We start from the raw sequence: 15,989 nt of genomic DNA on the forward strand, positions 1-15,989 counted from the left end.
GCGGTGGGGCTGGGCGCGCTGGCGCTCCAGGTGGTCCTGGGACTCACCGGCGTCGTCACGCCCGGCGGGCTGCTCATCCTGCAGGGGCTCTTGACCCTGCTGACCCTGACCGTGCTGACGGTTGCCTCCGTGGGCTCTCCCCTGTATCGCGGAGCCCTGGCGCTGCTGACCGTGGTGTCCGGGATCGGGTTGGGGATGGTGCTGGTGCCGGACGTTCCGGCGGGTTGGGCAGCCGGATTGGGCGGGCTGGTGGCCGCCTTCCTGGCTGCCCTGCGCAAGAGCTGACCGCCAGGACCCGAAACGGATGTCAGAGGGGTGGACTAGGGTCTACCCATCGCGTACTAAAAGCGCGTTCAGGTGGACCGGGGTGGTCCACTCTTCCAAGGAGCGACGAGAAATGGCCGTGAATCAGGAGAAGGAAAAGGCGATCGAGCTGGCGCTGGCGGCGGTGGAGCGTCAGTTCGGCAAGGGGTCCATCATGCGGCTCGGCAACGACGAGCCCATGATGAAGGACGTCCAGGCCATTTCGACGGGGTCCACTTCGCTCGACATCGCCCTGGGCGTGGGCGGCGTGCCGCGCGGACGCATCATCGAAATCTTCGGGCCGGAGTCCTCCGGTAAGACGACGCTGTGCCTCCACATCGTCGCGGAGGCGCAGAAGAAGGGCGGCGTGTGCGGCTACATCGACGCGGAGCACGCGATGGACGTGGGCTACGCGCGCAAGCTGGGCGTGCGCACCGACGACCTGCTCCTGTCCCAGCCGGACACCGGTGAGCAGGGCCTCGAAATCGCGGAGATGCTGGTGCGCTCCGGCGCCATCGACGTGCTGGTGGTGGACTCGGTGGCCGCGCTCGTGCCGAAGGCGGAACTCGAGGGCGAGATGGGCGACGCGCACATGGGCGTGCAGGCCCGCCTCATGAGCCAGGCCCTGCGCAAGCTCACGGGCACCATCTCCAAGAGCCAGACGTGCGTCATCTTCATCAACCAGATCCGCATGAAGATTGGCGTGATGTTCGGCAACCCGGAGACCACCACGGGCGGCAACGCGCTGAAGTTCTACGCGTCGCAGCGCATGGACATCCGCCGCGTGGGCGCCATCAAGAACGGCGAGAACGTGGTGGGCAGCCGCACCCGCGTGAAGGTCGTGAAGAACAAGGTCGCGCCTCCCTTCAAGGAGGTGGAGTTCGACATCATGTACGGCGCGGGCATCTCGAAGGAGGGCGACCTCATCGACCTGGCCTCCAACGAGAACATCATCGAGAAGAGCGGCAGCTGGTTCTCCTTCAAGGGAGAGCGCATCGGCCAGGGCCGGGAGAACGCGAAGGAGTACCTGCGCGAGCACCCGGAGACCTACAAGGAGGTCGAAAGCCTGGTGCTGGAGAAGTACGGCATCGGCAAGACGGCCGGTGCGGCGGCGGCCCCCGCGGCGGAAGCGGCCGAGCCCGCGGAAGGCGAGAAGCGCCCCCGCGTGAAGGCCGTGAAGTAGCCGCAAGAGCGTCTCTGGCGGAACGCACCGCCGCGCACCTCCGGGGGGAGCGGCGCGGCGGCTGAAGCCGAGAGAAGGGGCCGGTCCCAGGGCATGGGGCCGGCCCTTTTTTCTTCACCATGAGAGGGATTGAGCGCGTGACGCGCACGGTCATCACCGGACCGTGGCCGGGATGTTTCGTGCTGGACGAGGAGCGCCTCTAGACTTCGCGGCCTGGGAGCCCCTTCACCCCTGCTCCCCGCTGGAGTCCAACGCCTTGTTCAACCCCTTCAAACGCCGCACGTTCCTGCAAGCCGTGGTTGCTGTCGCGGCGACGACGACCTTTGGATGCTCCGACGACGACTCGACGGACGCGTCGGCTGGCTCGCCCTACTTCCCGCAGTCGCTGGCGTCGGGAGACCCGCGTCCGGACAGCGTGGTGGTGTGGGTTCGCGTGGAGGACAAGGACCGCGCCGGGGACGACCTGCCCCTGCGGCTGGAGGTCTCCCCGACGGAGGACTTCAAGACGCTGGTGCTGGACAAGAAGGACCTGACGGCGCGGGCGGAGCATGACCACGCGGTGAAGGTGAAGGTCACCGGCCTGTCCGCGCGCACGACGTACTACTACCGCTTCTCCTACGAGAAGGACGGCCAGAAGCACACCACGCGCACCGCCCGCACGCGCACCGCGCCGGCCTCGGGGGACGACGTGCCGGTGAAGTTCGTCTTCGCCAGCTGCCAGGACTTCATTGGCCGCTACTACAACGCCTGGCAGCGGCTCTTGCAGCTGGACGAGGACCTGGACTTCGTCGTGTTCCTGGGCGACTACGTCTACGAGACGACGGGCGACACGTCCTTCCAGTCCGGCGAGGGCGGCCGGGCCGTGCGCTTCAGCGAGCCGGAAGGCGCGCTGCCGCAGGGCACGGGCATGACGGCGTTCCTCGCGGCCAACTCGCTGTCCAACTACCGCGACCTCTACAAGACGGTGCGCACGGACAAGCAGCTGCAGGCGGTGCACGAGCGCTACCCGTTCATCATCGTCTGGGACGACCACGAGTTCTCCGACGACTGCTGGCAGGACGTGGCCACGTACGAGGACGGCAAGAAGGACGAGACGCAGCGGGACCGCAAGCTCAACGCGGAGCAGGCCTTCCTGGAGTACATCCCGCTGGACACGGTGCAGTCGCCCGAGGGCGCCATCGACGTGGCCAGCGAGCCGCGCTTCCCGAACTCGCGCATCTACCGTGACTTCGAGTACGGCAAGCACCTGAAGCTGCTGGTGACGGACTACCGCAGCTACCGGCCGGACCACCTCATCCCGGAGGACGCGTATCCGGGCGGCGTGGTGCTGGACGAAATGCTGCTGGGCGCGGCGCTGCAGGGCCAGCCGGACGCGGTGAAGCAGACGTTCCAGGCGGACGCGTTCGCGTACGTGGACATCGACGACCCGGCGTACGCGGCCCAGAAGCAGGTGCTCCAGGGCGTGTACCTGAGCCAGGCGAAGGCCGCGGGCCTGACGGACAAGGACGCCGCGGAGAAGATGGCCGCGTGGGTGAAGGGCCCGCTGGCGCTCTTCTACGTGAACCAGGTGCTGGCGGCGGTGAAGAGGGAGCTGGTGATTGCGCCGGCGGGCAAGCCCCGGGGCCTGGCGTACGCGCACATGGGCAAGGCGGCGCTCTTCAACATCCAGGGCTCGCGCTACGTCGTGGTGAAGGACACGTTCGACCTGTTCGCGGCGGTGAACTTCCAGCTGTCCAAGGGCAAGAGCGAGGACGTGTTCGGCCCGGAGCAGGAGGCGTGGTTCCAGCAGACGCTCGCCACGGCGACGAACACCTGGAAGATGGTGGTGAGCTCCACGTCGCTGTCGGCGCTCATCTGGGACTTCCGGCAGCAGGCGGACATCACGGACCCGACGCTGCGCCAGCGCTTCTACTTCAGCGTGGACCAGTGGGACGGCTTCCCCACGAAGAAGAAGGTGATGCTCAACGCGCTGAAGAAGGACGTGTCGAACACGGTGTTCATCTCCGGCGACATCCACGCGTCGTTCGCGTCGGTGGAGGAGGGGGTGCCCACGCTGACGGCGCCGGCCATCACCTCCGGCTCCATCAAGAGCCTGGCCAGCCTGGCGCTGATTGGCGCGGGTTACGCCACGGGCGCGCCGGTGTACCAGCACGCCGTGACGGAGATGGACCAGACGCTCATGAAGTCCAACCCGGGCCTGCGCTTCGCGGACACGGACTCGCACGGCTTCGTGGTGATGGAGGTGAAGGCGGACGAGACGCTCGCCACCTTCCACCTCATCCCGGCGGGCGAGGTGGCCAAGGACTACTCCAAGCGCGCGGACGGCGAGCTGGAGGCGAAGTTCACCGCGAAGACCTTCCGCGTGAAGAACAGCGACATCCAGCCGGCCTGAGCGGGCCGTTGAGGATGTGAAGCGAAGGGCCGCGTGGGAGGGCTTCCCGCGCGGCCCTTTTTCATGGGCGGCGCGTCTCTGGGAGGCGCGCGCGGACCGGGGTATAGACGGGCGCCATGCACGTCTATGCCGCCGCGTTGGCCCAGGAGCTGGGCATCAAGCCGGAGCAGGTGGACCGGACCCTCGCACTGCACGAGGAGGGAGGCACGGTCCCCTTCATCGCGCGCTACCGCAAGGAGGCCACGGGGGGGCTGGACGAGGTTCAGATCCAGTCCATCCTGGACAAGGCCTCGGAGCGCGCGGAGCTGGACGGGCGGCGGGACACCATCCTGCGCAGCATCGAGGAGCAGGGGAAGCTGACGCCGGAGCTGTCCAGGGCGCTCCAGGCGGCGCGCACGCGCGCGGAATTGGAGGACCTGTACCTGCCGTACAAGCCCAAGCGCCGCACGCGCGCGGCCATTGCCCGGGAGAAGGGGCTGGAGCCGCTGGCGGATCTGGTCTGGAAGCAGGAGGGCCAGCGCGGGGAGAACCTGGACGCGCGCGTGAAGCCCTACGTGAACGCGGACAAGGGCGTGGCGGACGTGGCGCAGGCGCTGGCGGGGGCTCGGGACATCTGCGCGGAGCGGGTGGCGGAGGACGCGAAGCTGCGCCGCGAGGCCCGTGACCTCTGCACGCGGCGGGGCACGCTGCGCTCGGACGTGGTGCCCGCGAAGAAGGGCGAGACGACGAAGTTCGAGAACTACTACGGCCACGAGGAGCCGCTGTCCCAGGCCCCGTCCCACCGCGTGCTGGCGCTCTTGCGCGGGGAAGAGGAGGGCGTGCTGAAGGTGAAGCTGGGCCTGCCCGACGATGAAGTGAAGGGGCTCTTCAGCTCTCGCGTGGTGACGCGGCCGCAGTCGCTGTTCGCGGGGGAGTTGCGCGCGGCGGTGGAGGACGGGTGGGACCGGCTGATGGGGCCGTCGCTGGAGTCGGAGCTGCGCGCGGAGCTGAAGGAGCGCGCGGACAAGGGCGCCATTGGCGTGTTTGGAGAGAACCTGCGGCACCTGCTGCTGGCGGCGCCCGCAGGTGCTCGGGCGGTGCTGGCGTTGGACCCGGGGCTTCGCACGGGCATCAAGCTGGTGATGCTGGACGCGACGGGGACGGTGGCGGAGACGACGACGCTCTACTCGGAGCGGAGCGCGGACGAGCGGGCGCGCGCGGCGAAGCTGCTGGAGGCGGTGGTGCGCAAGCACAAGCCGGAGCTCATTGCCGTGGGCAACGGCACGGGCAGCCGGGAGGCGGAGGTCTTCACGCGCGACACGCTGAAGGCGATGGGCGTGCAGGTCCCGGTGGTGTCGGTGAGCGAGCAGGGCGCGTCCATCTACTCCGCGTCGGAGGTGGCGCGAGAGGAGTTCCCGGAGCTGGACGTGTCGCTGCGCGGGGCGGTGTCGATTGGCCGGCGCTTGCAGGACCCGTTGGCGGAGCTGGTGAAGATCGACCCGAAGAGCATCGGGGTGGGGCAGTACCAGCACGACGTGGACCAGGGGCTGTTGAAGAAGAAGCTGGGCGAGGTGGTGGACTCGTGCGTGAACGCGGTGGGCGTGGACGTGAACACGGCGTCACCGCAGCTGTTGGAGCACGTGTCCGGCGTGGGGCCGTCGCTGGCGAAGAAGCTGGTGGCGCACCGGGCGGCGAAGGGGCGCTTCACGACGCGGCGGGAGCTCTTGAAGGTGAGCGGCCTGGGGCCGAAGACGTTCGAGCAGGCGGCGGGCTTCCTGCGGGTGCGCGGGCCGGAGCCGCTGGACTCGAGCGCGGTGCACCCGGAGCGGTACTCCGTGGTGGAGCGGATGGCGAAGGACCTGGGCGTGGACGTGGCGGCGCTGGTGGGGAACGCGTCGCTGGTGCGCCAGATTGAGGCGAAGCGCTACCTGGGGCCGGAACTGGGAGAGCTGACGCTGAAGGACATCCTGGCGGAGCTGGAGAAGCCGAGCCGCGACCCGCGCGGTGACTTCACGGCGCACGCGACGCGGGATGACCTGCGCACGCTGGAGGACGTGAAGGAGGGGATGGTGTTGCAGGGCGTGGTGACGAACGTGACGGCGTTTGGAGCGTTCGTGGACGTGGGCGTGCATCAGGACGGTCTGGTGCACGTGTCGCAGCTGGCGGCGCGCTTCATCAAGGATCCGTCGGAGGTGGCCAAGGTGGGCGACCGGCTGACGGTGAAGGTCCTGTCCGTGGACCTGGCGCGCAAGCGTCTGGCGTTGTCGGTGAGGGCGGTGCTGGAGGGTGGGGCGCCGCAGTCGAAGCCCGCGAGCGCACCGCCGCCGCAGCAGCAGCGGCCCGCGCAGAAGCCCGCGACGCAGGCTCCGCCGCAGAAGAAGCCGGAGCCGTTCAACAACCCGTTCTCGAAGCTGAGGCGTTAGGGAATTGATGCGCCAATGCTGATGACGAATTTCCGGGCGCCGGAGTTCAGGCGCTCTGGAGACTCCTTGCGTTCAATACGTCTCAAGTGCTCGTGCCCCTTGCTGACAGAGCTTGAGGCTTTGGCTGTTTGGTTTGCCGTCTGGTGGATAGACATTCTTGTGGCAATCGCTTGGAGACCCATCTCTTCATGCAGTCCTCCCTTGTGAGGCACCCGGCTCAATCCAACGGGAACAATAGCACTTGCGTGGGTTGCGTCTCCCCACCACCGAGATGACTTCCAATGCCAGCCGTGGTCAAGTCCATGGCTCTGCACCGGGGGCCTCGTGTACCACGTCTTCCTTTCACACAGCAGCGATGACAAGCCATCCGTTGAGGAGTTGGCTAGGCGGATGCGAGAGGAAGCGAAGCTTGAGCCCTTCCTCGACAAGTGGCACCTCATACCGGGCGCACCCTGGCAGCCGGCACTGGAGCGGGCGCTGGCTGACAGCGAGACCGTGGCCGTCTTCTTCGGCCCCTCGGGGCCTGGTCCCTGGCACAACGAGGAACTGCAGCTCGCGCTCATGCGTGCTGTCCAGCGCCGGGACGATTTCCGCGTCATTCCTGTCCTCCTGCCGGGGGCAAGTCCGGAGCAGCTCAGTGGCTTTCTGGGGCTGCGCACCTGGGTAGACTTTCGCGCGGGGCTCGACAGCGAAGCTGCCTTTTCTCGCCTCATCGCGGGGATCCAGGGCCGCGCTCCTGTTGGAGATGCCTTCTCCCTCCCGGATGAACCCGCTCCCTATCGGGGCCTGCTCGCCTTCGACGAAGCCCACAGCGAGTATTTCTTCGGCCGTGAACCCGACATTTCGCGCACCTTGGAGAAGGTGGTTCGCGAGCGGTTCGTCGCGGTGGTGGGGCCTTCCGGTTGCGGCAAGTCCTCACTGGTTCTGGGCGGAGTCCTGCCCAGAGTGAAGCAGGAGGGCAGGGCGCTGGGCTCCGGGGGGCGAACCTGGACGTTGCGCCCAGGGAATCGGCCCCTGCGTGCACTCGCGGACGTCCTGGCCTCAGGGGAGGCTTCTGGAGCGCAGCGGCTCGCCCTGGCCGACTCCCTCCACAAGCGCTTCCTGGAGAGCCCGGACGGGTTGGTCACGGCTCTCTCGACGCTCACTGCCGACAGCCCCGGCCCGTGCGTGTTGGTGGTTGATCAGCTCGAAGAACTCTTCACCCATGCCCCCGGCAAGCCAGGAACGGGAGAGGTAGAGCCGTTTGTCGCCAACCTGCGTGATGCGGTGTTTGAAGGCAATGGCACCGTGCACATCCTGGTGTCCCTGCGGTCCGACTTCTTCGACCGTTGCTTGAGTCTCCCGCTGCTGCGCGAACTCCTCCAGGACCGCGTGGTGTTGCTGGGCAGCCTGGGGGACGAGGCTCTGCGCGACATCATCCTTCGCCCAGCACACAAAGTAGGTGCCGACCTGGAGAAGGGCCTGCTCACATCCATCCTCAAGGATGTCTCCCGCGAGCCAGGGATGCTTCCTTTGCTGGAGGACGCCCTGGATCAGCTTTGGCGCAAGCGCAGTGGGGCCTGGCTCACCCTGGCTGCCTATGAGCACAGTGGAGGCATCTCCCAGGCCCTCCGGCTTCGCGCCGATGCCTGTTATCAGGCCCTGAAACAGGAGGAGCGCGAGGTGGTGCGGCTCATCCTGGTGCGCCTGACGTCCCTGGGGGAAGGCCGTGAGGATACCCGGCGCCGCGTGCCTGTCAGTGAACTCACCCTTCCAGGGATCCCCGAGGAGCGTGTTGACCGGGTGTTGCGGACACTCTCAGGAGCGGAAGCGCGGCTCATTGTAGTGGACCAGGGTAGCATTGAGGTGACCCACGAGGTGCTCATTCGCACTTGGCCCACCTTGCAGAAGTGGCTGGATGAGGACCGGCGAGCGCTGCGGGTCCAGCGCCGACTCTCAGAGGCTGCGGGAGAATGGCGGGAGAAGGGACGTGAGGACAGCTTCCTCTACCGCGGGGCCCGACTGCTCGACGCCGAGGAACTCTTCAAACAGAAGCCCCAACTGGTCAACCAGCTCGAGTCCGAGTTCCTGGGGGCGAGCATCCAGCTTCGCGAGCAGCAGAAGCGCGAGGAGGAGGCACGGTCGAAGCGGGAACTCAAGGCCGCACGTCGGCTTGCGCTCGTCCTTTCGATCGCCATCGCGATCGCCATCGGCGGTTCAGTTGTGCTCTACCATCAGTTCAGGCGAGCTGAGGAAAATAGCCAGCGAGCGGAACGTGAAAGTCGCGTCTCGTCCTCGCGCGAGCTGGTCTTGAGCGCGCTCCAGACGATTCCCGAAGACCCTCAGCGGGCACTCCTCCTCCTCCAGCAGGCTCAAGGCGCTGCGTCGGACGTCAATCTGCCAGTCGACAACCTTGGGGGCGCCCTCGACGCTTGGAGCATGGACCCCTGCGTGCTTGTCCTGCGGGGGCACCACGGTGTCCTCAAGAGTATTGCGTTCAGCCCTGACAGCTCACGTGTCCTCACTACCTCCTATGACAATACCGCGCGCCTGTGGGACGCCTCTTCTGGAAGACACCTGGTCACACTCCGGGGCCATACGAGTTCTGTAGATGCTGCCGCGTTTAGCCCTGACGGCTCGCAGGTCCTCACCGCTTCTTTTGACCGCACCGCGCGCCTGTGGGACGCCTCCTCTGGCAGACTTCTGGTCATTTTCCAGGGTCACCTCGGCCCCGTGGTGTCCGCCGCGTTCAGTCCCGATGGTGCGCGTGCACTCACCGTATCTTCTGAGGGCTCTGTGTATCTGTGGGAGGTTGCCTCCGGAAATCTCCTGGCCACTTTCCAGGCCCCCGCTGGCTGGGTGGTAGCCACCGCGCTCAGCTCTGACGGCCTGCGCATCCTCACTGCCTCCGCTGATCGCACAGTGCGCCTGTGGGAGGCCTCCTCCGGCAGACTCCTGGCCACTTTCCAAGGCCATACCAAGCCTGTGATGGCCGCTGCGTTCAGCCCGGACGGTTCACGTGTCCTCACTGCTTCTCATGACGACACAGCGCGCTTGTGGGAGGTCTCCTCTGGCAGACTCCTGGTCACTTTCCAGGGCCACACCAACTCCGTGGTGGCTGCCGAGTTCAGCCCCGACGGCTCGCGCGTCCTCACCGCTTCAAAGGACAACACTGCACGCTTGTGGGATGCCTCCTCCGGCAAGCTCCTGGCCTCGTTCCAGGGGCACACCCGCGATGTGAAGTCAGCCACATTCAGCGCCGACGGCGCGCGCGTCCTCACTGCTTCCGATGACAACACCGCGCGCGTTTGGGATGTCTCCGCCGGCAAGCTCCTGGCCACGCTCCAGGGGCACGCCGACGTCGTGAGGACCGTCGCTTTCAGCCCCGACGGTTCACGTGTCCTGACCGGATCCGATGACAGCACCGCGCGCGTTTGGGAGGCCTCCTCCGGCAAGCTCCTGGCCACGCTCCAGGGCCACACCTTCGTCGTGAGGGCCGTTGCGTTCAGCCCCGACGGCTCGCGCATCCTCACCGCATCCGGCGACAAAACCGCGCGCCTGTGGGAGGCCTCCTCCGGCAAGCTCCTGGCCACGCTCCAGGGGCACACCAAGCCCATTGAGGCGGGCGCGTTCAGCCACGATGGCTTGCGCATCGTCACGGCTTCTCATGACCAGACCGCGCGCGTGTGGGATGCTTCCTCTGGCAAGCTCCTGGCCACCCTCCAAGGCCATACCGGTGTCGTGGTGGCTGGCGCCTTCAGTCCCGACGGCTTGCGCATTCTCACTGCGTCTGTTGACGGCACTGCGCGCCTCTGGCCGAACTGGCGCTGGGAGCCAGAGTACTTCGCAAAGCTCGACGTGGGCCGCGCACTCACCTGCGAGGAGCGCCGCAGGTTCCTGCACGAGGAGAACGCTTGCTCCGAGGTGCTTGGAACTCCCGAATTGAGGACAGAACTCTCTGCTGGTGCGCCGGCACCGTGAACAGTCTGGAATGAATACGCTGCTTCCTCGCGCGACTGCATGAATACGTTTCACCAAGGTCGGCTGTCGGCCTTGACGCCCGCGACGCAGGCGCCGCCGCAGAAGAAGCCGGAACCGTTCAACAATCCGTTCTCGAAGCTGAAGCGCTGACCCGTGGCCTACATTCAAGACCTGACCCCTTGCAGCTACTTCCGCCAGTGGCAGTCGTCGCTCGCGGTGGGCTGGCTCGAAAGGGGGAACGCGTATCCCCGGGGTACCGTGGACGAGGCGTTCTTCGCGGCGTTGTTCCGGCTGTGTGTGAATCCCTGGCGACCCCCAGTTGTTACTGCGGGCTTCCACCGGTGCACGCTGTGTCAGTTCACGGGGCTGAACGCGGCCATCTCCTACAAGGGCGCGCACGTTTCGCTTGGGACGGAGAACGTCCTCATCCCCGGGGAGACAAAGGTCTTCATCGCTCCGACGATGATCCTCCACTACATCGACGCGCACGAGTACGTGCCGCCCAGGGAGTTCCAGGAGGCGGTCCTCAAGTGCCCGGAGATGCGCTCCATGGCCTATCTCAAGGCCATCAAGGCCCGGGGAATCTCGCTCTCCGCCTTCTCCCAATGAAAGACCCATGGGTTCGCGACCTGACCGGAGTTCTTCGGGGACTCTTGAAGAAACCAGCCGTCCCGGTTCTGGATATCGAGTGGTTGCTTGCTCGATGCGATGACACCCTGCAAGCCCAGGGGCCACTGCGCGACGCATCCGTCGAGCAACTCGTCAAGGATGTCCGAGCCTTCGAAGCCGAGTTCCCCGCGTTCCCGAAGCTGATTCGCTGAGCGCGGACGTCATTCCGCAGGCACGTCCCAATACGTCTCCAACGCTTGGGACCAATGTCGCTTGGCGATAGGTGAAGCTTCCGCATCCCTCATCCGGATGAGGAACATACGGATGGCGTCCTTCTGGAGCGGACTCAGGCGGTCGAACCTGCGAAGGAAGAAGGCGCGTAGGTCTGGCTGTGCCTCATTGGAGATGGTCAGTGCGGACAGGAGAAAGTCGCGCACATCAAGATCTACAAGCGCCGCGTTGAGGTAGGCCGGAAGGTAATAAGCAAGCGCCTCCGGGCTGAACAGCGGGAGGTGCGCCGCATGGTCGCGTACCTTCTCTATCGGGACGTCCTTCCAGTGGCGCCCCCCGAAGTCCCGGACGAGTTCGGGTGTCTCCCATGCACCTCGTGCATAGGCGATGCGTTCCTTCTCGGGGCGGGGAACACCTGAGAAGGCGTGCTCTATGCGGCGTCGGAGGGCGTCATCGCTCATTGGCACTTCTCAGGAGGGCTGCATTGGACGCGAATGAACTCCGTGCAGCGAGCTTGCCCTCTCTCATAGCCTTCAAGGACGCTCTTGTGCTCAGCATCGCCGCCGCGAAAGCATCGGTTCATCAAGGTCCTGCGCGCTTGGATGCAGTGCTCAAAACGGTTCCATTGAGCCGTCAAGTCGACGCAGGACATTCTTGCTGTACAGCTCATGCTCTGAGTCTTGCATGCCGTACCAACTGCTTTGCTCAAGTCTCGCCAGACGTCTTTGGTGCAGTCGCCCGGAGGAGGTAGCTCTGTTTCTTCAGCCCGGCCTTGGGGCGTGAGAAGGAGGAGCCAGGTGATGGCGACAGGCATCCAGCTTGGGCCCTTCATGCGGATGCACTCCTTTCAGTCCAGCGGGAACAGCCGCGCTTCCTTCGCCAGCACTTCATTGCGCGCCAGCAATCCCGTGAACCGCTTCGTCCCGTTCCGCGCGTCGAACCGTGCCGCGATGTCTCGCGCCTGGGACTCCAGCCAGTCCTTCAGCGCCCGCGTCCCGTAGCCTCCGTCCACCGCGTGCAGCGGGAACGCTCGGGGCAATCGCAGGCTCACTTCGTCCCGGCCCTCCGCGACCACCTGCCCCAGCAGGAACGACGCCGCCGTGTAGAAGCTGAACCGGTCGCGGTAACTGGAGTGCTCCAGCGCCCAGCCCAGGTGCTTCTCCAGGAGCGTCAGGCCTCGCGACAGGTTGCCTGTCAGCGCCAGGAACTCCAGGTGCTCTCCCACCGTGGCGAGGAACTCGCGGTTCTTCGCCACCATCGCGTAGCCGCGCAGGTGGCAATCCCTGGCTTCCTTCATCCGCTCCAGCTTGAAGAACGGATACAGCAGCGTGCCCAGCGTCAGGTGCGGGATCTCCGCGCAGGACTGTCTTCCATCCAGGATGGGCTTCGCCTTCTGGACGGCCTGCTCCCACTCGCCCTTGTCCACGTGGTGATCCAGCTCGTCGTCCAGCTCGCAGACGCGGCAGTCCGTCAGGTGGTCCCTCGGGGCGACGAGCCACGCCTCCCACAGGCGCTCCGCGTCCTCCGTGTCCCCCATGTCGCGCGCCATCTGGTAGCGCAGCTTCAGCGCCGCGCGCTTGCCCGCGTCCAGCTTCGCGAAGCTCTGCTCCACGTCATCCAGCGCGTCGGAAATCTGCTTGCGGCTGATGTGCGGGAACTCGTCCAACCGGCCCACCACCCACTTCTGCTTCCACAGCATGTCCTCCGGGTCGAACCGCTGCGGGTCCTTCTTCTGCTGCCCCCGGCACCACGCGAACGCCACCAGCGCCTTGTCCGGATACCCGCCGAACGTCGCCGCGTCGATGAGCGCGTCCCGCAGCTCGTATCCCAGCGCCACGTCGCCGTGCACGTCCACCAGGCGCACCGCCTCCTCCAGCGCGCGCACCTTCGCGTCGCCCTCCGGCAGCGCGTCCGCCTGCGCGCGCAACGCCTCCACCTGCTGCTGCCAGTCCACGGCCATCAGTGCATCCCCCGCGAGCCCGGACCGGACGAACCGCCTCCACCACCACCACCCTCATCCAGCCGCGCCGAGATGAGCCCCAGGAGCCCGTGGTTCAAGAGCGCCATCTCCTGCGCGTTCAGCGGGTGCTGTCCCAACAGCAGCGCCTGCACGTAGAGCATCTCCACCGACAGCTTCAGCAGCTCCCGCCCCTCCACCGCCGCCAGCCTGCGCACCACCGGGTTGTGCAGGTTGAGGCAGAGCAGCGCCCGGTCCTGACCACCCGCGCCCGCCATCACTCCGTCCAGCACGCCCGCGTACAGGTCGTCCGACTCCTCCCGCGCCCGCTCCGCGTCCCGCTTGAACGCCCCTTCCGCGTCCGAGCTGTAGAGCGTGGGCACCTCCGCCGGGAAGAACTTCTTCACCTCCACGCCGCAGCGGAACGGCGCCAGCACCCGCTCCGCCAGACGCAGCAGCGGATAGATGGCCTCGCGCTCGTCCAGCGTCAGCTCCTCGAAGCTCTGCGGCAGGTCCGCCGACGAGAACGGCGCCACCTGCGCGTCCGGCACCACGTGCGGCAGCTTCTCCAACAGCGCCGTGTCGTGCGTGTACGCCGCGTTCAGCACGCACAGCCCCTGCGCCCCCGCCACCCGCGCCACCTGCCGGAAGCCATCCAGCGTCGGCGTGTAGCGCACCACCGGCCACGACCGCCGGTAGTCCGCCAACGTCATCACCCCGAGCGATGTCTCGAAGGGCAGCCAGTGGATGACCAGCCGGTAGAAGTCATCGTCGTCCAGCGCCAGGCCCTTCACCGACAGCCCATGCAGCGCAATCAACCGCTGCAGCGACCGGGGGTCGTCATTCGCCAGGTCCACGAGGTACTTGCGCAGCGACTGTCCCAGCGCCTCGCGCGCCTTCGCCAGCACGGTGTCCTCGTAGAAGGACTCGCGGCTCGCGGTGGGCCTCAGGCCATTCGCGTTCACCACGCACTTCACGAAGAACGCCCACTCCGGCAGCAGGTTCTCCGCGCTCTCCGACAGCAGCATCTGCTTCAGGTACACCCGGTGCTTCTGCTTCGCGTTGAAGTGCGGCGACGCCGGCAGCACATACGCCACGCCGTCCACGTCCCCCGCCTCCGAGCGCAGCGGAATCACATCCAGGAAGTCCGTGCCGAACACCTCTCGCCCGTACGCGAGCAGCGCCTGCCGCCTGTCCCCCGCCGTCTCGTAGAAGCGGCGCCAGGGCGGACCGTCCGGGTTCAGCGTCTCCGTGCGCCCGTCCACCGTGAGCCGCACGGGGAAGGGCAGCAGGCCGCCATAATGCTTCGCCAGCTGGCGCACGCGCTCCGGCGTGAACCACTCCACCATGTCCGCGCGCGCCACCAGGTAGACGTGCGTGCCGGGGGCGTCCAGCGGGTGCTCGGAGACGCGCACGTCGTACGTGCCGTCGTGCCGGCCCCGCCACTCCAGCGTGCGCCCGTCTCCCTTCGCCGAGCGCGTCACCACCAGCAGCTCGTCGCACACCATGAAGCACGACAGGAGTCCGATGCCGAACTGCCCGATGAAGTCGTTGCGGCGGGCCTCCAGCTGCTCGCGCTTGGAGGATTCCCCAATGGTGGCCAGGAAGCGGTGGATCTCCTCCTCCGTCAGCCCCACGCCCGCATCCGTGAAGAGCAGCGTGGGCGGCCCGCCGTCCTGCTTCTCCCGCAGCTCCAGCCCCACGGCGCCCGGGGCTTGGGGCTCCAGCTGCTGCCGGGCGCGGATGGCGTCCGTGGCGTTCTGGAGCAGCTCCCGCACGTAGACCCCGGGCGAGCTGTACAGGTGGTGGGACAGGAGGTCGATGACCCCACGGAGGCTGACTTGGAATCGATGGTCCACGCGACCGTCGAGCGTAGCGCGCTGCATCCTCCCCGGGGCCACAATCCCCCGCCGTGGGTGGATGAAGGCATGTGTCCTTCCCATGGCAACCGGACACGCCAGCCCCCTTCCGCCTCCCTGGCGGGGTGGTATGTCGCGCCCCGGCCGTGCGGCGCCCCCTGTGGCGGCACGGCGACATGTCGTCTCTTTTCCTCCCTGGAGCGGACAACGATGGGCAAGAACCTGAAGGCAGTGGTGGTGGGCGCGGTGCTGGGTGTCTCGGGCGCGGCCTTCGCGCAGGCCACGCCGGCGGCCCCCAAGGCCGACGTGAAGGCGGCGGCCAAGGTGGCGGCGGGCAAGGCGGCGGGCAAGGCGGAGGCCACGACGGGCAAGACGGAGGTGACGTGGTGGGGTCACGCCGCCTTCGTGGTGAAGACGCCGGGCGGCGCGACCATCGCCATCGACCCGTGGTTCACCAACCCCAAGGCGCCGCAGGGCGCGACCTGGCCGGAGGCGGTGGACGCCATCCTGGTGTCCCACGGCCACTTCGACCACGTGGGTGAGACGAAGGCCCTGGCCCAGAAGACCAGCGCCAAGGTGTACGGCTCCTTCGAGCTGGTGAACCTGCTGGGCCTGCCGGAGGCGCAGGGCATGGGCGCCAACGCGGGCGGGACGTTCACGGTGAAGGACGCCACCATCCACCTGGTGGAGGCGGTCCACTCCAGCAGCTACCAGGCGGACCCGAAGGGCGCCTCGCAGTACGCCGGCGCGCCGCTGGGCTTCGTCATCGAGATCGCCAACGGCCCCACGCTGTACCACGCGGGTGACACCGGGGCGTTCCAGTCCATGGGCCTCATCGCGGAGCAGTTCAAGCCCACCGTGGCGCTGCTGCCCATTGGCGGCCACTTCACCATGGACCCGGCGCAGGCCGCCGTCGCCGCGAAGCTCCTGAAGGTGAAGACCGTGGTGCCCATGCACTACGGCACCTTCCCTGCCCTGGCCGGCACCCCGGACGCGCTCACCACCGAGCTGAAGAAGACCAAGGCCACCACCAAGGTGCTCGCCCTGGAGGCGGGCAAGGCCACCGCGCTGTAGGCCTTCCTGGTCGGTCGTC

At 67.1% G+C, this 15,989-nt stretch carries 10 protein-coding genes and 1 pseudogene; 7 read left to right on the top strand and 4 right to left on the bottom strand.

Features of this window, described 5'->3' with window-relative positions:
- The 6 genes and pseudogenes from D7X55_RS43215 to D7X55_RS02735 all read left to right on the top strand — a co-directional run.
- A pseudogene (locus D7X55_RS43215) lies at positions 1-285 on the top strand (hypothetical protein); the annotation flags it as partial.
- 112 nt (positions 286-397) lie between these two features.
- Entirely contained in the window at positions 398-1,486 is a 1,089-nt protein-coding gene (gene recA, locus D7X55_RS02715; protein ID WP_120549051.1) for a recombinase RecA, read from the top strand.
- Between the two features lie 172 nt (positions 1,487-1,658).
- Entirely contained in the window at positions 1,659-3,878 is a 2,220-nt protein-coding gene (locus D7X55_RS02720; protein ID WP_120549050.1) for an alkaline phosphatase, read from the top strand.
- Between the two features lie 116 nt (positions 3,879-3,994).
- Positions 3,995-6,280 (top strand): Tex family protein, encoded by a 2,286-nt coding sequence (locus D7X55_RS02725; RefSeq protein ID WP_121722136.1) that lies wholly within the window; start codon positions 3,995-3,997, stop codon positions 6,278-6,280.
- A 324-nt stretch (positions 6,281-6,604) separates the two neighbouring features.
- Complete coding sequence (locus D7X55_RS02730) at positions 6,605-10,240, top strand: TIR domain-containing protein (protein ID WP_121722137.1); 3,636 nt, start codon at positions 6,605-6,607, stop codon at positions 10,238-10,240.
- Between the two features lie 153 nt (positions 10,241-10,393).
- Positions 10,394-10,849, top strand: coding sequence for a hypothetical protein (locus D7X55_RS02735; protein ID WP_121722138.1), 456 nt, complete (start codon positions 10,394-10,396; stop codon positions 10,847-10,849).
- Positions 10,850-11,070: 221 nt separating this feature from the next.
- On the opposite strand, the gene D7X55_RS02740 is transcribed toward D7X55_RS02735, so the two are convergent.
- The 4 genes from D7X55_RS02740 to D7X55_RS02755 are packed head-to-tail and all read right to left on the bottom strand — an operon-like array spanning position 11,071 to position 14,896.
- Entirely contained in the window at positions 11,071-11,541 is a 471-nt protein-coding gene (locus tag D7X55_RS02740; protein WP_120549047.1) for a DUF6714 family protein, read from the bottom strand.
- Positions 11,538-11,912, bottom strand: a complete 375-nt coding sequence (locus tag D7X55_RS45695) for a hypothetical protein (RefSeq protein ID WP_120549046.1) — start codon at positions 11,910-11,912, stop codon at positions 11,538-11,540. The genes D7X55_RS02740 and D7X55_RS45695 overlap by 4 nt, the downstream gene beginning before the upstream one ends.
- Before the next feature lie 15 nt (positions 11,913-11,927).
- Positions 11,928-13,040: a hypothetical protein gene (locus D7X55_RS02750; protein WP_121722139.1), complete on the bottom strand. Its 1,113-nt coding sequence runs from the start codon at positions 13,038-13,040 to the stop codon at positions 11,928-11,930.
- Entirely contained in the window at positions 13,040-14,896 is a 1,857-nt protein-coding gene (locus D7X55_RS02755; RefSeq protein ID WP_121722153.1) for an HSP90 family protein, read from the bottom strand. Before D7X55_RS02755 ends, D7X55_RS02750 begins: the two co-directional genes overlap by 1 nt.
- A 210-nt stretch (positions 14,897-15,106) precedes the next feature.
- On the opposite strand from D7X55_RS02755, the gene D7X55_RS02760 reads away from it, so the two are divergent.
- A complete protein-coding gene (locus D7X55_RS02760; protein WP_120549043.1) occupies positions 15,107-15,970 on the top strand; it encodes a metal-dependent hydrolase in 864 nt (287 codons plus the stop codon).
- Positions 15,971-15,989 lie beyond the last annotated feature (19 nt).

Origin of the sequence: Corallococcus sp. AB049A, from assembly GCF_003668885.1 — a bacterium.
GTDB classification, from domain to species: Bacteria; Myxococcota; Myxococcia; order Myxococcales; family Myxococcaceae; genus Corallococcus; species Corallococcus interemptor.